Annotated in this window: 21 protein-coding genes; 14 read left to right on the top strand and 7 right to left on the bottom strand. The window is 72.7% G+C overall.

What is annotated here, in order from left to right; translation table 11 throughout:
* Positions 1-7 precede the first annotated feature (7 nt).
* The 3 genes from AC3RKB_RS02795 to AC3RKB_RS02805 form a co-directional block, all read right to left on the bottom strand.
* Complete coding sequence (locus AC3RKB_RS02795; RefSeq protein ID WP_491434454.1) at positions 8-1645, bottom strand: hypothetical protein; 1638 nt, start codon at positions 1643-1645, stop codon at positions 8-10.
* Between the two features lie 118 nt (positions 1646-1763).
* Positions 1764-2654 (bottom strand): NAD-dependent epimerase/dehydratase family protein, encoded by an 891-nt coding sequence (locus tag AC3RKB_RS02800; protein WP_491434455.1) that lies wholly within the window; start codon positions 2652-2654, stop codon positions 1764-1766.
* A 29-nt stretch (positions 2655-2683) separates the two neighbouring features.
* Entirely contained in the window at positions 2684-3472 is a 789-nt protein-coding gene (locus AC3RKB_RS02805) for a transglutaminase-like domain-containing protein (RefSeq protein ID WP_491434456.1), read from the bottom strand.
* A 248-nt stretch (positions 3473-3720) separates the two neighbouring features.
* Here AC3RKB_RS02805 and AC3RKB_RS02810 point away from each other — a divergent pair, with 248 nt between their 5' ends.
* A complete protein-coding gene (locus tag AC3RKB_RS02810; RefSeq protein WP_491434457.1) occupies positions 3721-4203 on the top strand; it encodes a hypothetical protein in 483 nt (160 codons plus the stop codon).
* A 36-nt stretch (positions 4204-4239) separates the two neighbouring features.
* Here AC3RKB_RS02810 and AC3RKB_RS02815 read toward each other — a convergent pair whose 3' ends face one another.
* On the bottom strand, positions 4240-4830 hold the full coding sequence (locus AC3RKB_RS02815) for a hypothetical protein (RefSeq protein WP_491434458.1): 591 nt from the start codon (positions 4828-4830) through the stop codon (positions 4240-4242).
* Between the two features lie 131 nt (positions 4831-4961).
* On the opposite strand from AC3RKB_RS02815, the gene AC3RKB_RS02820 reads away from it, so the two are divergent.
* Complete coding sequence (locus tag AC3RKB_RS02820; RefSeq protein WP_491434459.1) at positions 4962-5774, top strand: class I SAM-dependent methyltransferase; 813 nt, start codon at positions 4962-4964, stop codon at positions 5772-5774.
* Between the two features lie 12 nt (positions 5775-5786).
* On the opposite strand, the gene AC3RKB_RS02825 is transcribed toward AC3RKB_RS02820, so the two are convergent.
* Positions 5787-6275, bottom strand: coding sequence for a nucleoside deaminase (locus AC3RKB_RS02825; protein ID WP_491434460.1), 489 nt, complete (start codon positions 6273-6275; stop codon positions 5787-5789).
* A 113-nt stretch (positions 6276-6388) separates the two neighbouring features.
* Between AC3RKB_RS02825 and AC3RKB_RS02830 the strand changes: the two genes are divergently transcribed.
* Together AC3RKB_RS02830 and AC3RKB_RS02835 are read left to right on the top strand one after the other, a co-directional pair.
* A complete protein-coding gene (locus AC3RKB_RS02830) occupies positions 6389-6949 on the top strand; it encodes a hypothetical protein (protein WP_491434461.1) in 561 nt (186 codons plus the stop codon).
* Positions 6950-7278: 329 nt separating this feature from the next.
* A complete protein-coding gene (locus tag AC3RKB_RS02835) occupies positions 7279-7758 on the top strand; it encodes a PKD domain-containing protein (protein ID WP_491434462.1) in 480 nt (159 codons plus the stop codon).
* Positions 7759-7871: 113 nt separating this feature from the next.
* On the opposite strand, the gene AC3RKB_RS02840 is transcribed toward AC3RKB_RS02835, so the two are convergent.
* Positions 7872-8825, bottom strand: a complete 954-nt coding sequence (locus AC3RKB_RS02840) for a 5'-3' exonuclease (protein ID WP_491434463.1) — start codon at positions 8823-8825, stop codon at positions 7872-7874.
* A gap of 229 nt (positions 8826-9054) precedes the next feature.
* Between AC3RKB_RS02840 and msrB the strand changes: the two genes are divergently transcribed.
* The 5 genes from msrB (at position 9055) to AC3RKB_RS02865 (ending at position 12806) form a co-directional block, all read left to right on the top strand.
* Entirely contained in the window at positions 9055-9528 is a 474-nt protein-coding gene (msrB, locus tag AC3RKB_RS02845) for a peptide-methionine (R)-S-oxide reductase MsrB (RefSeq protein WP_491434464.1), read from the top strand.
* On the top strand, positions 9525-10070 hold the full coding sequence (msrA, locus tag AC3RKB_RS02850; RefSeq protein WP_491434465.1) for a peptide-methionine (S)-S-oxide reductase MsrA: 546 nt from the start codon (positions 9525-9527) through the stop codon (positions 10068-10070). Before msrB ends, msrA begins: the two co-directional genes overlap by 4 nt.
* Before the next feature lie 43 nt (positions 10071-10113).
* Positions 10114-11166, top strand: a complete 1053-nt coding sequence (locus tag AC3RKB_RS02855; protein WP_491434466.1) for an FUSC family protein — start codon at positions 10114-10116, stop codon at positions 11164-11166.
* A gap of 65 nt (positions 11167-11231) precedes the next feature.
* Positions 11232-11987: a DUF8692 domain-containing protein gene (locus tag AC3RKB_RS02860; RefSeq protein WP_491434467.1), complete on the top strand. Its 756-nt coding sequence runs from the start codon at positions 11232-11234 to the stop codon at positions 11985-11987.
* A 261-nt stretch (positions 11988-12248) separates the two neighbouring features.
* Positions 12249-12806, top strand: a complete 558-nt coding sequence (locus tag AC3RKB_RS02865) for a hypothetical protein (protein ID WP_491434468.1) — start codon at positions 12249-12251, stop codon at positions 12804-12806.
* On the opposite strand, the gene AC3RKB_RS02870 is transcribed toward AC3RKB_RS02865, so the two are convergent.
* Positions 12799-13017, bottom strand: coding sequence for a hypothetical protein (locus AC3RKB_RS02870; RefSeq protein ID WP_491434469.1), 219 nt, complete (start codon positions 13015-13017; stop codon positions 12799-12801). The two genes, AC3RKB_RS02865 and AC3RKB_RS02870, sit on opposite strands and share 8 nt — an antisense overlap.
* A gap of 132 nt (positions 13018-13149) precedes the next feature.
* Between AC3RKB_RS02870 and AC3RKB_RS02875 the strand changes: the two genes are divergently transcribed.
* From AC3RKB_RS02875 to AC3RKB_RS02895, 5 genes are all read left to right on the top strand, one after another.
* Positions 13150-16098, top strand: a complete 2949-nt coding sequence (locus AC3RKB_RS02875) for an aminotransferase class III-fold pyridoxal phosphate-dependent enzyme (RefSeq protein ID WP_491434470.1) — start codon at positions 13150-13152, stop codon at positions 16096-16098.
* A gap of 40 nt (positions 16099-16138) precedes the next feature.
* Positions 16139-17347, top strand: a complete 1209-nt coding sequence (locus AC3RKB_RS02880) for an adenylate/guanylate cyclase domain-containing protein (RefSeq protein ID WP_491434471.1) — start codon at positions 16139-16141, stop codon at positions 17345-17347.
* Between the two features lie 163 nt (positions 17348-17510).
* Entirely contained in the window at positions 17511-18731 is a 1221-nt protein-coding gene (locus AC3RKB_RS02885; RefSeq protein ID WP_491434472.1) for a carboxylate-amine ligase, read from the top strand.
* A 98-nt stretch (positions 18732-18829) separates the two neighbouring features.
* Entirely contained in the window at positions 18830-19753 is a 924-nt protein-coding gene (locus AC3RKB_RS02890) for a TspO-related membrane protein (RefSeq protein WP_491434473.1), read from the top strand.
* Entirely contained in the window at positions 19750-20448 is a 699-nt protein-coding gene (locus tag AC3RKB_RS02895; protein WP_491434474.1) for an alpha/beta hydrolase family protein, read from the top strand. The genes AC3RKB_RS02890 and AC3RKB_RS02895 overlap by 4 nt, the downstream gene beginning before the upstream one ends.
* Positions 20449-20512: the final 64 nt, after the last annotated feature.

The raw sequence follows: 20512 nt of genomic DNA on the forward strand, positions 1-20512 counted from the left end.
GTCCGATTCAGCCCGACGTCGACGGCGACGGGGACGGCGAGGGGGACGGCGAGGGCGTGGGCGTGGCCGTCGCCGGGGCCGGCGTCGGCGCGACCTGCAGCCCGACGATGTGGCCGTCGGCCTGAAGGTAGTACTGGACGCCGCCGAACCCGGGCGTCACGAGGATCCCGGTCGTCATCTTCGGGAAGACGCTCGAGCGCGCGAGCTCATCGCCCGAGTCGGCGTCGCGCCAGACGACCTCCTCGGTCGTGTAGTCCTGCAGCTGCGAGAAGGTCTTCACCGGGATGTGGGTGCCGATCAGCACGCGCTCGTCGGCCGGCCCGATGAGCGTCGTGAAGCTCAGCGTCCGCTGCTCCTCCGACCATGCGAGCGTGAGCTCCCCGTCGCCGACGTCGACGCCGCCGAGCATCGCGGCGCCCGCGTCCATCACGTAGACGCGCTCGTTCTCGGGGTCGGCCGAGACCATCGACGGGATGAAGCTGTTGTCGGAGCCGGAGTCGGCGAACGGCTGGAGGTTCGCGACCTGCGTGGCATCCGCCTGGCTGACCGCGAAGACGCTCATGGGCGTCGAGGTCGGCGCGCCGCCGTTGGTCATGCCGACGACCTGGTCGCCGATGACGGCCATGGCGGAGGCCGCGGTCTGACCGTCCTTCAGGTAGTCGACGGGGCCCCACGAGTCATCCGCCGCCAGCTCGCCGTCCGCGAACGTGTAGCGGTACAGCTTGGTCGCGCCGGGCAGGTAGATCATGTTCTCGCCCTCGTAGACCGTCGTGGTCACGCGGCCGCCCATCATCTCGGGCAGCGTGACCTGGTCGATGACCTCCAGCGTGCCCGGGTCGATCGCGACGAGCACCGACGCGGGCGCCGACGACGGGTCGGGGCACTGCAGGAACGCGGAGAACCCCTGCTCGGTGCATCCGGGCTGGCGGTTCACCGTCTTGGCGATGATGGTGCCGTCGGGGAACGCGTCGTAGCCGTTGTAGGCGGTGTTCCCCGGGTCGGAATCGCCGGTCGGCAGCGTCGTCTGCGCGAGCACGTCGCCGGTGTCGGGGTCGAGCCGGGCGATGCGGTAGCCGTAGACGACGATGAGGTCGTCGTCGGCGAGCGCGTTGAGCACGCCGGGGTAGTTCCACTCGTCCGTCACGTGGGTGTTGATGAGCACCCGCCGCCACACCTCGTTGAACGTGGCGGGTTCGACGCGCGAGACGAACGATCCGGATGCCGCGGGGTCGTCGCCGTACCCGCCGCCGTAGACGTACAGCTCGTCGGGGCCGCGGTCGACGATGTTGTACGGCGTGACGTAGACCTGCTCGGACTGGTACGCGAAGACGTCGTTGTCGTCGCCGCCCGTGTCGCCGAGGAAGCTCGCGCACTCGTACAGGTGGGTGCGCCCGGAGTCGTGGACCTCGAAGGTCGCCATGCCCGGGTACCACGGGGCGTTGTCGGCGGCCTCGGTGCAGGCCAGCTCGTCGGCGACGATCGACGCGTCGCCCGGGAGCGGACCGCCCGCGGCCGTGAGGTCCGCGGGCGGGGTCGTCGTCGGACGGGTCGCCTCGACCTGGCCGAACACGCAGCCGCTGAGCCCCGCGACGCAGGCGAGTGCGAGTGCGACCCGGCTCACGCGGGCGCGGTTCGAGGTGCGCATGCGGTCCCCCTGTGGCCCGCTCGCGCGCGGGCTCCGCGGACGTCGTCGTCGGCGCCGGGGTCAGCATTGCACGGCGGGGTCGGGTCCGCAGCCCCCGTTCAGGGGGCGGCGGTGCCCGTCAGTCGCGCCATCCGTGTTCGGGTTCGAAGCCCAGCTCGGCCCGCGCCCGCTCGATCGAGAACAGCGACTCGTGCTCGCCGAACACGCGGCGCAGCTCGACGCCGGGGAAGAACTCGTCGACGAGCGCGCTCGTGGGCCGCGACATGACGGTGTCGGCGTTGGCGATCACGTAGGCGCGGGCGCCCGAGACCTCCGCTTCGAGCGCCCGGCGCACCGACTGCGCGGCGTCGCGCACGTCGATGTAGCCGAACGCGTTGAAGAGCCGCGACGCGGGGTCCGCCTCGAAGCCGGCGAACTCGCCGTACCGCGCCGGATCGATCACGTTCGAGAAGCGCAGCGCGACGAACGGGATGCCCGACCAGGCCGACACGTGCTCGGCCAAGGTCTCGGCGAGCACCTTCGACAGCGAGTACGTCGAGGTCGGGCGCGGGTAGTGGTCCTCGTCGAGCGGCAGGTACCAGGGCTGGTTGTCGGGGCCGAAGTCGAGGCCGAGCGTCGTCTCGCTCGACGCCCAGACCACGCGCTCGACGCGCGCCTGCGCGGCGGCGAGGAACACGTTCGAGTTCATCGCGTTGTTCACGTTCAGCGTGCGCGCCGCGGTGAAGATGGTCGGCGCCGGGATCGCCGCGAGGTGCACGACCGCGTCGACGCCGCTGATCACCTCGAACGTGTCGCCGAAGTCGGTGAGGTCGGCCTGCGTGTACACGAGGTCGGGCCGCGACCAGCGGGGCGGCAGCAGCGGCGACGGCGACACGACGTCGGTCGCGAGCACCTCGTACCCGTGCTCGAGCAGGTCGGCGACGACCGCCCGGCCGGCGAGACCCGACGCGCCCGTGACGCAGATCCGCTTCGACATGAGCTCCTCCTCGACGGCGGGCCGCTCGGCCACGCTCGATGACGGATGCTACTCCCCGCGCCTCAGCGGAGCTCGACGAGGCGCGTCACGTCGTCGCCCGGGAGGTCGTCGACGACCGCCGTCACCTCGATGGACTCGAGCGTCACGGCGCCGCCGTACGAGGAGAGGAACGCGGTGTCGGCCGCGTCGCGCCCCGTCGAGATGCGCAGCAGCGTCGAGCGCGGCGCGAGCGCCGTGGCGTCCACGACGTGCCACGCGTCGCCGACGTACGCCTCGGCGACCGCGTGGAAGTCCATCGGTTCGAGCCCGGGCGCGTAGACGGCGGCGAGTCGCGCCGGCACGTCGAGCCCGCGCAGCAGCGCGATCACGAGGTGGGCGTAGTCGCGGCACACCCCCTGCCGTGCGAGCAGGGTCTGCACCGCGCCATCCGTCGGCCCGCTCGACCCCGGCACGTACGCGAGCCGCGTGCCGACCCATGACGAGACCGCGTCGAGCAGGGCGACGCCCCCGAGGCCCGCGAACTCCGCCGCGGCGGTCGCGGCGAGGGTGTCGGACTCGCAGTAGCGGCTCGGGCGCAGGTAGGTCAGCAGGTCGACGTCCCGCACGGGCGCGGCCGGGTGACGGCCGTCGACCTCGGCCTCGTAGGCGAGCACGAGGGGCCCGGCGGGCGCATCGACGACGTGGATGCGGCTGCCCGCGGCATCCGTCAGCTCGACCGGCTCGACCGTGCGGCCCGCCGCGGTGAGCTGCAGGTGCTCGGCGGATGTCGCGCCCACGACGGCCACGATGAACGCGAGCCGCGCGGGGTCGTCGACGCGGAGCGCGATCTCGGCGGACACGGTGCGACGCATGGGAGTACCCCCGGTTCGTCATCGTCGATCAGGACTGGACGTGCCGAGCGGCACCCGCCCATTCTGCGGGCCGGGCGCCGCCGGCGTCCACCCCTTGCCAAGCGCTGCGCCACTTCCGCTGGCTCTGCGCCGACTGAAGTGGTGCAGAGCGCGCCGAACTGGCGCAGGGCCGCAGGGAGCGCGCCGGCGAACGGAGGGCGGGGCGAGCGGATGGCGCGGGGCGGGCCCGCGGCTCGTACGATCGACGCATGACCGACCCGGCCGAACACGGCGACCGCGACGAGCCCGCACGCGAACCCGGCACGCCCGGCACGCCCGGCACGCCCGGCGAGCCGGGCCAGGTCCCGACGCCGTGGTGGCAGGACCAGTACGACGTCGGCGGCCTCGGCATGGCGCGCCTGTTCGCGTGGGCAGGGCTGCTGATCGGCGCGGGTGCGCTCGGCATCGCGCTGTTCGCGCCGCTCGAGGGGCAGGCGCTGCGCACCGTGTGGATCGCGGGGTTCGGCGCGGCCGCCATGTGGGTGCCGTGGATGGCGATCCCCCGGTACCGTCGTGCGGGCGTGCCCGTCTCGTGGGCGGTGCCGGTCGCGATGGGACTCGGGGCGCTCGCGATCGCGGTCGCGATCTACGCGTTCGTCGTCATCTGGGCGGCGTCGGCCGGCGTGATGCTCCCGGCGCCGGAGTACTGGCTCGCTCCATCGGCACCGACCGCGCCGGGCGTGCCGACGTGACGGTGAGCGGATGTCGCGACATCCGCTCACCGAACCCTACGCCTGAGCCGGCGGACGGTTGTAGTTCGCGATCGAGTCCGCCGCGCCATCCCGTGAGATCACGCCGAAGGACTCCCACTCGGGCTCGCCGATCGTGCCGCCCACGATGCACTCGCTGCCCCCCGACTCGACGAGGTCGGGCGTGCGGTTGCCGTCGTCGACCTCCATGTAGACGAACCAGTCGCCGTCGTCGCGCTGCAGCACGGTCGCGTCGCTGAACGGCGCGTAGGCGAGCAGCGCGAAGTCGCCGGGGTAGTAGGCGTAGGTCTGCGCGCGGCAGAGCGCGTACGCGTCGATCGCCTCGAGCGGGCGGTCGGCGCTGCCAGTCGCCGGGGTGTCGGATGCCGGCGGCATCGGAGTCGTGGGCGGCGGGGTCGTCTCGGCGGGCGGGGCGGTGGTCGCTGAGGTGGTCGGCCCGCTCGGGGCGCACCCTGCGAGCGTGATCGCGACGGCTGCGGCGGCGGCGGCGAGGGAGACGGTGGCGACGCGGGCGCGGCTGCGGGCACTCGCGCTCGCACCCGCGGTGGGGCTGGGGCTGTGGTCGGGGCGCGCGCTGGCGCGACGGATGGCGCGACGGTTCGAGTCCATACGCGGAGGCTATCGGGGCCCGACCCCTCGCGGATCAGGGCGCGCCCCGAGCGCCGGCGCAGCCCGGCGCAGCTCGGCGCCGGCCGGGTGAATCGGTTGCCGCGGCGGAGCCGGAGGCGTAGAAACGGCGCATGCCCATCCCGGACCAGTGGCAGCGCGGCGCACCATACGAACGGTACGTCGGGCGCTGGAGCCGGCTCGTCGCCGACCGGTTCGTCGACGAACTCGGAGCGGCACGCGGCATCCGGTGGATGGATGTCGGGTGCGGGACCGGGGCGCTCACGGCCGCCATCGTCGACCGGTGCGACCCGGCGTCGGTCGTCGGAGTCGACCCGTCACTGGGCTTCCTCGCCGCCGCGCGGGCCCGGCCGCAGCTGGCGGGTCTGCCCGCCGTGCGGTTCGAGGAGGGCGACGCGCTGCGGCTGCGCGCCGCAGACGACTCCGTCGACGTCGTGGTGTCCGGGCTCGTGCTGAACTTCGTGCCCGACCCGGCGGCGGCACTCGCCGAGTTCCGCCGGGTCGTGGCGCCGGGCGGGATCATCGGCTCGTACGTCTGGGACTACGCCGAGGGCATGCAGTTCATGCGGCTGTTCTGGGACGCGGCCATCGCGGTCGACCCCGAGGCCGTCGCGCTCGACGAGGGTCGGCGCTTCCCGCTGTGCCGACCCGAGCCGCTGCGCGAGGCCGTGACGTCGGCGCTCGGCGGCTCATCCCGCGTTCGCGTCTGGCCGATCGAGATCGACACCGTCTTCGCCGACTTCGACGACCTCTGGACGCCGTTCCTCGGCGGCCAGGGCCCGGCACCGGCCTACCTCGCGAAGCTGACGGATGACGCACGCGAGGCGATCCGCGAACGCGTGGGGGCGTCGGTGGTGGCAGGTGCCGACGGGTCGATCGCGCTGACCGCGCGGGCGTGGGCCGTGGCGGGACGCGAGCCGGGGTGAGTCGCGGGGCGGTCAGACCCAGAATCCGTCGTGCACGTCGACGGCCTCGGGCAGGTCGGCGGGCCCGGCGACGACGACCGCACGTCCGCCGCGCGCGAACACCTCGCGGCAGGGCAGGCGCATAGTCGGCACGCCCTCCTGCTCGGCGACGATGCCCGCGAGGCCCGCCTCCGACAGCGCGAACACGATCCGCGGAATGCCGCTCCAGTAGATCGCGCCCGCGCACATCGCGCACGGCTCGGTGCTCGTGTACAGCGTGCTCGACTCGTGCTCGTCGGGGGCGAGCCGAGCGGCCGCCTCGCAGACGACGTTCGTCTCGGCGTGCCCGGTCGGATCGCGCCGCGTCACGACCGTGTTCAGCGCCTCGACCACGCGCCCGTCGGACGTGACCACGATCGACCCGAACGGATGGTCCCCGCGATCCCGCGCCTGCTGCGCCAGCTCCACGCACCGCCACAGGTGCCCAAGATCGTGCTCGCTCACGTTCGTCGCGTCGTCCACGCGGGGCCTCCCTCGATGGCGGATGTCGCTGCGCTCCCCATTCTGTCGCGGCCCGCTGTCAGGGCTGTGGATGAAACCGGATGGCACTCCGCGGATCCCCTACGGTGGAGCGCATGCCCCGCACTGCCCGCCGCCTCGCTGCGCTGCTGCTCGCGAGCGCGACCCTGGTGTCGCTCGCCGCGTGCGCGCCGGGCGAGCCCGCCGAACGGACGCCCTCGCCCTCCGCGACGGAGACGAACGCCCCGATCTTCGCGTCGGACGAGGAAGCGCTGGCCGCGGCGGTCGCCGCGTATGAGGAGTATCTGCGTCAGAGCCAAGAAGTTGCGCAAGGGACAGCCGACGTCGAGCGGATCCGTTCCGTCTCGACAGAGGACTATGGCGCCGCCCGAGTCAAGGAACTTTCCACCTTCCTTGAGTCCGGGCTGCGTCTTCAGGGAAGCTATTCGTTCGACACAACATCATTGGTCGACCGATCGAGTGGTGGCGACCATGAGCTTGTCGTCATGTATGCGTGTCAGGACGTGTCAGGCACTCGTCTTATCAATGCTGATGGGTCAGACGTGACACCCTCTGACCGCGATACTCGGGTCCCCTTGGTGGTGTCGCTTGAGCTCGGCGTCGACTCTGCGCTGGTGGCTGGGAGCGAGCTTTGGTCTGGCGAGAACTTCTGCTGACGACTGCGTTCGCGGTATTGCCTCTAGCCGCTGGAGACGGGCCGCCGAACTGCACAGAAGAGCTGCTTGCTGCAGGTGTGTGCAGACTAAGCGGCAAACTCGCGACGGACTCGGCGCAGCTCGAGGGGCAGTACGACCAGGTGTCGTCTGGACCCGTACGCACCGATGATTCTCGAACGGACCGCTCACCTGTGTTCTACGGGGAGGCGGGCGAAGCGGCACCCGCACGCCCCGTCGTCCCCGTCGACGATTACTGCAGCCCGGTAGATCCCGCGGAGTGCCGAATGGCCGGCGCCGAGCCCGAACCTGCGCCCGCGGGAGAGCCCGCCGTGACGATGCGCGATATCGCGTCATTCCGGCCGGCGAAGCCCCGCAGCGAGATGGAACCCGGCGGCTGGGCGGTCGTGGGGCTCCCGGCGAACTTCGTGGCCGAGTCATCCATGCAAACGCTGTCGGGCACGCTGCTCGGCCGGTCGGCCGAGGTGCGCTTCCATCCGGTCGCCTACCGGTGGACCCACTCGGACGGCGCCGTCGTCCAGACCTCCACGCCGGGCTCCACGTGGGAGGCGCTCGGGCAGGCCGAGTTCACGCAGACGACGACGAGTCACGTATTTACGGCCTCCGGCGAGTACACCGTCGACGTTGCGGTCGTGTTCGTCGCCGAATACCGGTTCAACGGGTCAGTCTGGCGGTGGATCGACGGCACGCTGAGCGTTCCCGGCGCACCGCAGAGCGTGCTCGTGGGCGAGTTCGACACCGTACTCGTCACCGGCGACTGCCGCGTCGCGCCCGACGGCCCCGGCTGCTGAGCCGCAGACACCAACCAATCCCACAGCTCGCGGTACTTCGGTACTTCGGTACCGGATCTTGCGGAAGGAAGGTCTCTCCGGCGCGGCCGCCAGCGTCGGCGCCCGAACGGGGCTCAGGTGCGGTCGAGCGCGGCGAGCACCCGCGGCACCGCGCCGCCGAGGTTCCACTCGTCGGCGAGCGACTCGAGCGTCGACCGCGCCTCCCCCGCGACGGGGGCGAGGCGCGCGCCGAGGTCCTCCGTCGACGGCAGGTCGAGCGTGCGGACGACGTTCACGACCGTGGGCGCCACCGCCAGGTAGTCGTGCGCGGCGACGAGCTTGGCGCGCATCGTCGCGGACATCCGCGGCGCGGCATCCGCCGCATCGGGATCGCCGGAGGCGACGGCGAGCATCGCATCGAGGGAGCCGTACTCGCCGAGCAGGCCGGCCGCGGTCTTCTCGCCGATGCCCGAGACGCCGGGGAGCCCGTCGGACGTGTCGCCGCGGAGTGTCGCGAAGTCGGCGTACTGCGACGGCTCGATGCCGTACTTCGCCACGACCCACTCGTCGGTGACGAGCTCGAGCCGGCTCATTCCGCGCGCGGTGTAGATCACCCGCACCTCGGTGGCATCGTCGACGAGCTGGAACAGGTCGCGGTCGCCCGTGACGACGTCGACCGGCATGCCGGCATCCGTCGCGAGCGTGCCGATCACGTCGTCGGCCTCGTGCGCCTCGACGCCGACGACGGGGATGCCGAGCAGGCCGAGCACCTCGCGGATCATCGGCACCTGCGCCTCGAGCGGGTCGGGCACCTCCTCGACGTCGGGTCCGCCCGGCACGACCTCCTCGACCCGGTGCGCCTTATAGCTCGGGATCAACTCGACGCGCCAGTGCGGCCGCCAGTCGTCATCCCAGCACGCGACGAGGTGGGTCGGCTCGAAGTCGGTCACGAGGCGCGCGATCATGTCGAGCAGTCCGCGCACCGCGTTCACGGGCGTGCCATCCGCCCGCCTGATCGAATCGGGCACGCCGTAGAAGGCGCGGAAGTACAGCGACGCGGTGTCGAGCAGCATCAGGCGATCGGGCATGGGGTGATCCTCTCACCGACGGACGACGGATGGGTCTCGAGACGCCGCTGCGCGGCTCCTCGACCCGCACAACGGCAGTCACAGCAAACCCACAGCGAGCGGGCGCAACATCCGGAACACGCGCCGCACTTCAGCGGTTCTTCCATGTGGACGCAATGCGTAACCGGTTCAGCCGGTTTCGCATCGTCCGAGGGCGGCCCAGCCGGAGCCGCCAGGAGAAGGAGCAACCGTGTCACACGACTACCGCAGGACTCCCGAGGCCGTCGACCGCCTCACCCCGCTGCAGCGCAAGGTCACGCAGGATGACGCGACCGAGCCGGCGTTCCGCAACGAGTACTGGAACAACCACGACCCGGGCCTCTACGTCGACGTCGTCTCGGGGCAGCCGCTCTTCGCGAGCGTGCACAAGTACGACAGCCGCTCCGGATGGCCGAGCTTCACCCGCCCGATCGCCGACGCCGCCGTGACCGAGCACGTCGACCGCTCGCTGTGGATGAAGCGCGTCGAGGTCCGTTCGTCGGGCGCCGACAGCCATCTCGGCCACGTCTTCGACGACGGGCCCGTCGACCAGGGCGGCCTCCGCTACTGCATCAACTCCGCCGCGCTGCGCTTCGTGCACCTCGACGACCTCGAGGCCGAGGGGTACGGCGAGTACCGCCACCTGTTCACCAGCACCACCACCGAGAGCGAGGACCGCGCATGACCACCCCCGGCACCATCACCACTCGTCCTGGCGCCGAGACCGCCGTCCTCGCGGGCGGCTGCTTCTGGGGCATGGAGGACCTCGTCCGCAAGCTGCCCGGCGTGCTCGACACGCGCGTCGGTTACTCGGGCGGCGACGTCCCGAACGCGACGTACCGCAACCACGGCACGCACGCCGAGGCGCTCGAGGTCGTGTTCGACCCCGCGAAGCTGAGTTACCGCGAGCTGCTCGAGTTCTTCTTCCAGGTGCACGACCCGACGACGAAGAACCGGCAGGGCAATGACATCGGCACGAGTTACCGCTCCGCGATCTTCCCGACCAGCGAGGCCCAGTACGACACCGCGATCGAGACGATCGCCGATGTCGACGCCTCGGGCATCTGGCCGGGACCGGTCGTGACCGAGGTCGCCCCCGCAGGCGCGTTCTGGGAGGCCGAGCCCGAGCACCAGGACTACCTGCAGCGCATCCCCTGGGGCTACACCTGCCACTTCGTCCGACCCGGATGGCGCCTGCCGAAGCGCGACGCGGCTCAGGCCGGCTAGCAGCGACCGGCTGAGCGCCGGGGGCGCCCGCTAGCGTGGAACCATGCGGTTCTCCGAACGGTTCCGCGCGACCCGGCGGGCGCCCATCCTGCAGGTGCTGAAGTCCGCGGTCGCGACGATCGCCGCATGGCTCGTGGCGGGCTGGCTGATCCCCGGCCCGCTGCCCGTGTTCGCGGCGATCGCGGCACTGCTCGTCGTGCAGCCGAGCGTCGACCAGTCGCTCGGCAAGGCGATCGAACGCAGCGTCGGCGTGATCGCGGGTGTCGTGATCGCGTCGGCGCTCGGCCTCGTGTTCGGGCCGAACGGCTGGGTGATCCTGCTCGCGATCGTCGTCGCGATCCTCGCCGCGTGGGCGGCGCGCATGACCACGCCCACCTCGAACCAGGTCGCGATCAGCGCGATGCTGGTGCTCGCCCTCGGCGGCACCTCGCCCGAGTACGCGCTCGACCGCATCCTCGAGACGCTCATCGGCGCGGCGATCGGCATCGTCGTCAACGTGCTGATCGTGCCGCCCGTGCTCGTCGGCCCGGCGCGCGGGCAGCTCGCAGCGCTCGGCAGCGAGCTCGCGGCATCTGTCGACCGGCTGGCCGCGGCCCTCGAGGCGCCCCAGCGTCGCGCCGACCTCGACGCCCTCATGATCGAGGCGCGCCTGCTGCGGCCGATGCGCGATGCGGCGGATGGCGCGATCACCGACGCCGAGGAATCGCTGACGTTGAACCCGCGCCGGTCGGCCCATCGCGGCGACCTCGTCGAGCAGCGCCGCCTGCTCGCACGGCTCGGGCCGATCGTGACGCAGGTCATCGGGATGACGCGCGCCGTCGTCGACCACTACGACGACGGACTCGCAAGCGAACCGACGGTGCGCGCGATCGCCGAGCAGCTGCGACGCGTCGCACACGACATCCGGCTCGCGGTCCACCTCGCCGACGTCGACCCGGAGCCGCTCACGTCGGCGATCCCCGCGCTGACCGCACCGCTCACGGTCGCGGCGCCCAAGTCCGACCACTGGATCCTGGTCGGCTCGCTCATGGAGGACCTCCGACGCATCCGCGACGAGCTCCTGGATGACGCGGCGTCGCCCGACGCACGCGCGTGATGCGTGATCGTCGCCCCGATGTCAAGGGCCCCCGCCGGATCAGGTTCCACCCGTAACCTCGCCGGATGCCCCGATCCGAGGATCCTCCGTCCGAGCAGCGCGTGCCCGACGCGCGCGCGACCACCCCGCCGCTGACGTACGCCGCCGTCGTCGTTCCCGTCGTGATCGCGATGGTCGCCGTCGCCACGCAGCCGTGGCTCGCCCCGAGCGATCTCCTCCGCGACGGCCAGGTCGTCGCCGCCCGCCACGGCGACACGAGCGCCGCGTACGGCCTGCTCTCGAACCTCGGCATCACCGCAACGCTGCTCGCAGCCGGCGCCGCGTTCCTGGGATGGATGGCGGTGCGCCGCGCCGACGCGGGACTCGGGGCGCTGCTCAGGTGGGCGTTCCCGCTGAGCCTCGCGTTCGCGCTCGACGACCTCCTGCTGATCCACGAGAGCGTTGCATTCTCGCCCTGGAGCGGACACCTCGTCGTCGCCGCGTACGGCGCGGCGTTCCTCGCCTTCGTCGGCCGATTCCTCGCCCCCATCAGGGTGCGGCTCGACAGCGGGCTGATCCTGATGGCCCTCGCCGGGTTCGCCGTCTCCGCGCTCGCCGACCTGCTCGTGACGCCGTCGCAGGCATCGGTGCTCGTCGAAGACGGTGCGAAGCTGCTCGCCCTCGTCGCGTGGTCGACGTTCGTCGCGCGCGCCGCTCTCACCGCGATCCGCGCCGCAATGCGCGACGGCGACGCCGACCCGCTCGAGTCCGCATCGGCGGAGACCACGCTGGCCGCCACAGCGTCGGTCGATCGCGTCTCACGCTCGGGCGCCTCGATGTGACTCGTTCTCCCCAGGATCGCCGTCGCCGAATCTCGATGACGGTTCCCCGCGGTGGCGAGGGAGAGAGGTATACCGGGAATACCTCTCTCCCATGATGGAAGCAAGAACCTATCGTCGAATCCCGGTCGCGATGCGGCATCCCCGGCCGTGGCCATCACCTGCCGCTCCGGATCGGGGCCGCGATCCCGCCTCGGGACGGGACGGCGCATCGACCCGATCGCGCCGATGAGCGGCCCGGAGCGCAACGGCAGGATGACGACCGTGAAGATCGACGCCGAGACGCATCGCCTGATCGGAGACCTGGCCCACCTGCTCGGGCGCACCCGAGGCGAGGTCGTGCGAGACGCGGTCAACGCGTTCGCCGTCTGGCGCGACGGACTCCTCGACGACGGCGCCGAGGGGACCGCTCAGCGGCGTGAGCTCGCCGGTGCGAGGCATCAGGCTCGACTGGCGTCGGGAGCGCTCGCGGCGTCGCCCGCCGAGCGCGCCGACCGATCGCGTGCTGGAACGACCCGGCTCTCGACGGCTACATTCGGCCGGCTCGAGACGTACGAGCGATTCGAGGCACGCCGGGTCGAGTTGGAGCGCGCGTTCGCGGAGCTCGGAGCGCAGAACCCGCGTCTCGTCGACCCTCGCGATCACGGGCTCCGTCCCGACTCGGTCGCCATGCTCATCGATCTCGACGACCCAGCGCGGTTCCCGTACGGCGAACTGGTCGCCATCGCGACCGAGACGCTCTGGGAGATCGTCGACATCGCGGCGACGAACGCGCCGCGGCCGTCGCTGCTCCAGCGCGCCGGCGCCGAGCGGGTCAGCTGAGCAGGTCGCGGACCGCCTCGCCCCACTCGAAACCGCAGTCGCGGCAGTCGAAGATCGGCGCAGAGGCGTGCAGGCCTGCCGCCGTGGCATCGGCCTCGACCTCGAGGTCGAGCGGGCCGTACACGATGACCCGCACCGCGGCGGAACCGCAGCGCAGGCAGGGCTCGTCGAGCACGTCGGGCTCGAGCGTCGGTTGCGTCCGGTTCGTCATGCCGCTCACGGTAGGCGAGGCCGCCGACATCCGTCGCAGCGGAGCCGCGAGTCGCCTGCGCGGTGGACGAACGGCCCGCGGATCGACACGGCGGCGCTCGGCTGCGCCATCCGCCCTCGTTAGGGTCGAGGCGTGAGCGGCTTCGACTTCTTCTCGGCGGGCGAGCTGCCCGCGCCGAGCCTCCCCGCCGACGAGGTCGCACGGATCGTGCGCGAGCACTGGGGCCTCGACGTGGCCCTCGACCCGCTCGGCAGCCAGCAGGACCAGAACTTCCTCGCGCGCGACGCCGCCGGGTCGCGGGACACCGCCGGCTCCTCGACCGGCGGCGTGCTCGGCGTCGTGAAGATCACCAATCCCGCGTTCACCGCCGACGAGCTCGACGCGCAGGACCACGCGGCGTCCCGCATCGCGTCCCACGCGGCGCACCTGCGCATCGCGACGACCAGCCGCGCGGCCGACGGCACCCCGCGCTCCATCGTCGCCGACACCAGCGAGGGGCCCCTCGCCATCCGCCTGCTCGAGTACCTTCCCGGCGGCACGCTCACCGGCAGCGCGCACCTCTCTCCCGCGGTCGTCGCGCGCATGGGCGAGCTCGCCGCGCACGCGAGCCTCGCGCTCGCCGACTTCGCGCACCCGGGCCTCGACCGCGTGCTGCAGTGGGACCTCCGCCACGCCGACCGCGTCGTCGACCTGCTCGCGGGCTTCCACCCCGACCCCGCGAAGCGGGCCGCGGTGACGGATGCCGCGACGCGCGCCTGGGCCGAGGTGGAGGCCGTCGCGGCCGACCTGCCGATCCAGGCCGTGCACCTCGACCTCACCGACGACAACGTCGTGTGCTCGGCCGAGCGCGGCATCCGCACGCCCGACGGGATGATCGACTTCGGCGACGTCACCGCGAGTTGGGCGGTGTCCGAGCTCGCGATCACGATCTCGTCGGTGCTGCACCACGCCGGCGCGGAGCCGGCCTCGGTGCTCCCCGCGGTGCGCGCCTTCCACGCGCTGCGGCCCCTGTCGGCCGCCGAGGTGCACGCGCTCTGGCCGCTCGTCGTGCTCCGCGGCGCGGTGCTCGTCGTCAGCGGCGAGCAGCAGGTGCAGATCGACGGCGGCGCGAACGCGTACGCGGCCGCCGGCGTCGAGCGCGAGTGGCGCATCTTCGAGCAGGCGACCTCCGTGCCGGCGGCCGTGATGACGGGGGTGATCGCCGACGCGCTCGGCGTCGACCCGGCAGGGTCTCGAGACGGGCGCGGGTCGCCCTCCTCGACCGGCACCCCGTCGGGTCGTATCGAGACCGCGCCCGGGTTCGACGCGGCCCGCGCCGTGCGCCTCGACGTCTCCATCACATCCGACGACGTCGACGCCGGCGCCTGGCTCGAGCCCGAGCTCGAGGAGCGTCTCGCGCTCGCGGCCCTCGACGCCGGGGCATCCGCCGCATGGCTCGATCGCGGAAGGCCGCGCCTGAGCGCGAGCCGCATCCGCTCGGCCGACTCGTCGGCGACCGTGCCGACCGGGATCGACGTGTGGTTCGCAGCGTCGCAGCACCTGACCGCGACCGGCGGCGGGGCACGGCTCGTCACCGAGGGCACGGATGGCGCGACCATCCTCGACGGCACGGTCCCCGCCCGGACCCGCACACGCATCCGGCTCGAGACGACGCCCGCGGGCGTGCGCGTGCCGCACCTCGTGCGGCCCGAGTACGCGGCGGGATGGCTCGCGCTGACGGAGGATCCGGCGATGGGACTGGGTCTCGAGACACGTCCGGCTGCGCCGGGCGCTCCTCGCCCCGCGGGCTTCGAGCACGATGCGGCCGCGCTCATCGCGCGACGCGACCGCGCCTTCGCCGAGGTGCAGGAGCACTACTACGACGCCCCGCCCCGGATCGAGCGCGGCTGGCGCGAGCACCTCGTCGGCACCGACGGCCGCGTGTACCTCGACATGGTCAACAACGTGACGCCGCTCGGCCACGGACACCCGACGCTCGCCGCCAACGTCGCGAAGCAGCTGCGCACGCTCAACACCAACTCGCGGTTCAACTACGGCGCGGTCGTCGAGTTCTCCGAGCGGCTCGCGGCGCTCGCGCCCGACCCGCTCGACACGGTCTTCCTCGTGAATTCGGGCTCGGAGGCCACCGACCTCGCCATCCGCGTCGCGATGGCCGCGACCGGCCGGCGCGACGTGGTGTCGATCCTCGAGGCGTACCACGGCTGGACCTACGCGTCCGACGCGGTCAGCACGTCGACCGCCGACAACCCGAACGCGCTCGCGACCCGCCCCGACTGGGTGCACGCGCTCGACGCGCCCAACCCCTTCCGCGGTCTCCATCGGGGGGCGGATGCCGCGCGCTACGCGCCCGAGGCCGCCGACCGCATCCGCGAGCTCGCGGCATCCGGTCGCCCGCCCGCCGCGTTCATCGCCGAGACGTTCTACGGCAACGCCGGCGGCATCCCGCTGCCCGACGGCTACCTCGCCGAGGTGTACGCGGCCGTGCGCGAGGTCGGCGGGCTCGCGATCGCCGACGAGGTGCAGGCCGGGTACGGCCGGCTCGGGCAGTGGTTCTGGGGCTTCGAGCAGCAGGAGGTCGTGCCCGACGTCATCGCGGTCGCGAAGGCCGCCGGCAACGGGTATCCGCTCGGCGCGGTGATCACCACGCGAGAGATCGCCGCGCGATTCCGCACGCAGGGGTACTTCTTCTCGTCGACGGGCGGCAGCCCCGCCTCGAGCGTCGCCGGCCTCACCGTGCTCGACGCGTTCCGCGACGAGCGACTGCAGCAGAACGCGGCGAACACGGGCGCGTACCTCAAGGGCCGGCTCGAGGCGCTGGCGCAGCGCCATCCGCTCATCGGGGCCGTGCACGGGCTGGGGCTGTACCTCGGCGTCGAGTTCGTTCGCGACCGCGCGACCCTCGAGCCGGCGACCGAGGAGACCGCCGCGATCTGCGACCGGCTGCTGACGCTCGGCGTGATCATGCAGCCGACCGGCGACCACCAGAACGTGCTCAAGGTCAAGCCGCCGCTCGTCGTCACGCGCGAGAGCGCCGACTTCTTCGTCGCGATGCTCGATCGGGTGCTGGCCGAAGGCTGGTAGTCGCGCGCGGACGGCGCGATCATCCTCTACGCTCGGCCACGTGGACGGGTCGCCCGATCGGTACACGCGCGACGGCGTGGTCGAGCGCGCCGGCGTCGACGCCGCGTTCGTCGACCGGCTGATCGAGCTGGGCGTGCTCGCGCCCGGAGCCGACGGAGCGTTCGGCCGGGGCGACGTCCAGCGGGCGCGTCTCATCGAGGCCTGCGACCGGGCGGGCATGAGCGCCGAGGCGATCGCGGAGGCCGTCGCCGCAGACCGCGTGCACCTCGAGTTCCTCGACGGCCCGCAGTACCGATGGTCGGAGCTCCGGACCGAGACGTACGGGGAACTCGCCGCGCGGCTCGGCATGCCGTTCGAGCTGATCCGGCAGACCGGCACGACACTGGCCAACCGGGTGCTCACGCCCGAGGACCGGACGCGCGAGGACGACGAGGCGATCTTCTCGGTGATGCAGATGGTCGCGGACATGGTGGACGTCGACGCGCTGACCCGGCTCGGGCGGGTGTACGTCGACGGCATGCGACGCGTCGCGGAGGCCGAGAACGAGCTGTTCCAGACCTACCTCGTCGGCGGCCTGGTGCGGGCGGGGCTCACGTACGGCGAGGCGCTCGAGCGGGCCGCCGCGCTCGGGGAGCGACTGACACCCCGGGTCGATCGCATGGTGTTCGCGCTGTACCGCCGCCAGCAGGAACGCGGATGGACCGCGGGGATGGTCGAGAGCATCGAACGCGCCCTCGAGTCCGAGGGGTCGCGTGCCGGGCCGGCACGTCCGCCCAGCTTCGTCTTCATCGACCTCGCCGGGTACACCGACCTGACCGACGCGCAGGGGGACGCGGCGGGCGCGCGGCTCGCGGCCCGCATGAGCTCGATGGTCGAGCGCGTCGTGGCCGATCACGCCGGCACCCCGGTGAAGTGGCTCGGCGACGGGGTCATGGTCCACTTCCGGGAGGCGGGACAGGCCGTGCGCGCGACGCTCGAGATGGTGGACGCGGCCCCGGCGATGGGCCTGCCCGCGCACGGGGGGATCGCGGCCGGCCCGGTCGTGATGCAGGACGGCGACTACTTCGGCCGCGCCGTGAACCTGGCCTCGCGCATGTCCGGCGCGGCGACGGCCGGGCAGACCCTCGTGTCGCGCACGGTCGTCGACCTGGCCGACGACCCGGCGCTGGCCTTCCGCGAGGTCGGGCCGCTCGAGCTGAAGGGGTTCGCCGAGCCGGTCACGGTGTTCGAGGCGACCGCGACCGGGTGACGACGGTCTCCGGGCGAACCTCCGGCAGCCGCCGGTGCCGCCTCCGCGCACGGAATGCGCCGTCCGGAAAGCCCTTGACACGGCGGCCCGCGCAGCGCATCCTGCCAGCAGCAACGGTGCGGGTCGCTGGGGGGCGTCCGCTCGGTGGTCGAGAGGGGCGGCGATGACGACGTTCGGAATCGAGGAGGAGTTCTTCTTCATCGACCCGTCCACGATGCTGCCGGCGGATGTCGCGGAGCAGGTCTACACCCGGCTCGCCGCCGATCCGCGATGGGGCGAGACGACGCATCGCGAGTTCCTCGCCTCGCAGATCGAGTTCGCGTCGCCCGTGTTCACCGAGCTCGCGGAGGCGGGCGGCGCGTTGCTGGGGTTCCGTCGCGAGATCGACGCCGATGCGGCTCGGCTCGCGGTCTCGGCCGCGAGCATCGGCACGACGCCCGACGCGCACGCGTTCCCGTCGGTCGCCGATGTCGACCGGTACCACCGGATCGTGCGCGACATGGCCGGACTGATCGCCGACCACCAGATGTGCGGGCTGCACGTGCACATCGGCATCCCGAGCCGCGAGCACGGCGTGGCGGCGCTGAACGCCGTGCGACCGTGGCTGCCCCTGCTGACGGCGATGACCGGCAACTCGCCGTTCTGGCACGGCAACGTGACGGGGTACGAGAGCTGGCGCACCGTGGCGCTGCGACGTTGGTCCACGGCGGGCTGCCCACCGCGATTCGCCGACGCGGACGACTACGACCGTCGCATCCGCCGGCTGCTCGGCCATGCGGGGATCAACGACCTGGCGCTCATCGCGTGGAACGTGCGGCTGTCCGAGCACCTCCCGACGATCGAGTTCCGGATGGCGGATGCGCAGCTCACCGTCGACGACACCGTGCTCATCGCCGCGATCTGCCGCGCCCTGGTCCTGCGAGCCGTCGACGACTTCGACCGGGCGGGTCGGGACCACGCCGCGATGCTCCATCGCGTGCGCTCGGCGGACGACCCCGACCCCGACCTCCCGCCCGAGCTGCTGAGCGCCGGGAACCTGCACGGCGCGCACGCCGGTCTGGCCCATGCCGCCGTCGATCCCGCGACCGGCGCGCTCCTGCCCGCAGCGGACGTGGTCCGCCGGCTCGAGCGGTACCTGGCCGAGCCGCTCCAGCGGATGGGCGACCGCGCGCTCGTGCACGACCTGCTCGAACGGCGCCTGCGCGAGGGGACGGGCGCGGCACGGCAGCTCGCGGCGTGGCATCGCAACGGCTACGCCGGGCTCAGGCGGCTGTACGCCGCGACGATCGCGGCGGCGCCGACCCTCCGCCCCACGCGCCTCGGCGGCGACTCGCGCCGGCCCGACGAACCCGACGAGCCACGGGTCGCGAACGGCCCCGTCTGAGCCCGCACGGATCCATCGATGGGTTGAGGCGGCGCGGCCGTGCCGCGGCCTAGGCTGGCGTCACGCCGAGCAGCTCCACCGACGACGCAGGAGATCCGATGAGCACGACGACCGACGACCGCCGGGCCGACGTCGCGCCTCGGCCGGCGGGCCCCGCCGACACGGTGCGCCAGGTGGTCGTGCTGCTCACCTCGCTGCTCGCGATCGGGGCCGCGTTCATCGGGTCGGGTGCGGTGGTCGGCACGCCGATCCAGGATGCCGCGGGCGGATGGCTCGACGCCGACTCGACCCTCATCGCCCCCGCGCGCCCGGCGTTCGCGATCTGGAGCGTCATCTACACCGGGCTCCTCGCCTACGCGCTCTGGCAACTGCTGCCCGCGCAGCGCACGGCGCCGCGGCACCGGCGGATCGGCTACGCCGTGGCGCTCTCGCTCGTGCTCAACGCACTCTGGATCGGCGTGGTCCAGTTCGACCTGCTGGGCGTGAGCGTGGTCGTCATCGCCGTGCTCGTCGCGGTGCTCGCCTGGCTGTTCGTGCAGATCAGGCGGATGCCGCCGCGCAACGCGCTCGACGCGCTCATCACCGACGGCTCGATCGGGCTCTACCTCGGCTGGGTCGTGGTCGCGACGGCCGCGAACGCGACCGCGGTGCTCGCCGCGGCGGGCGTCGAGGGCTGGGGCGTCGCGCCCGTGGTGTGGGCGGTCGTCGTGATCGCCGTCGCGGCGGGCGTGGGCGTCGCGATCGGGATCGCCGGCCGCGGCCGGATCGCACCGATGCTCTCGCTGTGCTGGGGACTCGCCTGGGTGGGCGTCGCGCGGCTGACCGACGAGCCGGCGTCGCGCATCACGGGCATCGCGGCGCTCATCGCGGTCGGCGTGGTCGTCGTCGTCACGGTCGGCGCACGGATCGGCGCGATCGTGGCCGACCGGTCCGACCGGATGGAGCGGGCGTGGGCCGAACGCGAGCGCGAGCGGGCGGCCGGTTCGACGGCCGCGCCGCCGCCGGGCACGATGGAGGCATGAGCGTCGACGAGGAGCCCCTCACGATCGAGGTCGGCGACGGCATCGGCACGGTGCCGGCCGTGCTCGCCCGCCCCGAGGGTGCGCGGGCCACGATGGTGGTCGCGCACGGCGCGGGCGCGGGCAAGGACCATCCGTTCCTCAGCGGCTTCTGCCGCGCGTTGGCGGGGCTCGGCGTCGCGACGCTGCGCTTCGACTTCCCGTACATCGCGGCGGGGCGGCGGTTCCCCGACCGGCCGCCGGTCGCGATCGCGACGTGGCGTGCCGTGGCGGATGCCGCGCGGTCGCACGCGCTCGACGGCGAACCCGTCTGGGCGGCCGGCAAGTCGTTCGGCGGCCGCATGGCGTCGATGGCGGTGGCCGAGGGCATGGATGTCGCGGGGCTGGTGTTCCTCGGGTACCCGCTGCACCCGCCGGGCAAGCCCGAGAAGGCGCGCGACGAGCACTTCGGGTCGCTCACGGGCGTGCCGATGCTGTTCCTGCAGGGGCGCAACGATCCCTTCGCGATCCCGAACGAGCAGCTCGACGATCTGGTGCGCCGCCTCGGCACGAGCGCGGTGCTCGAGTGGATCGACGGCGCGAACCACTCGTTCGAGGTGAAGGGCGCGAAGCGCCCCGCGGGCGAGATCGGCGCGTCGCTCGCGCCGCGCGCCGCCGCGTTCGTCGACGCGCACGTCGATTCCGACCGCGGGAACTGAGGGACCTTCGACCCCGGCGCCGCGCCCGCGACCTCGCAGAGTGGGAGGCACGCAACGGATGGCT

Source organism: Agromyces capsici, assembly GCF_058349965.1.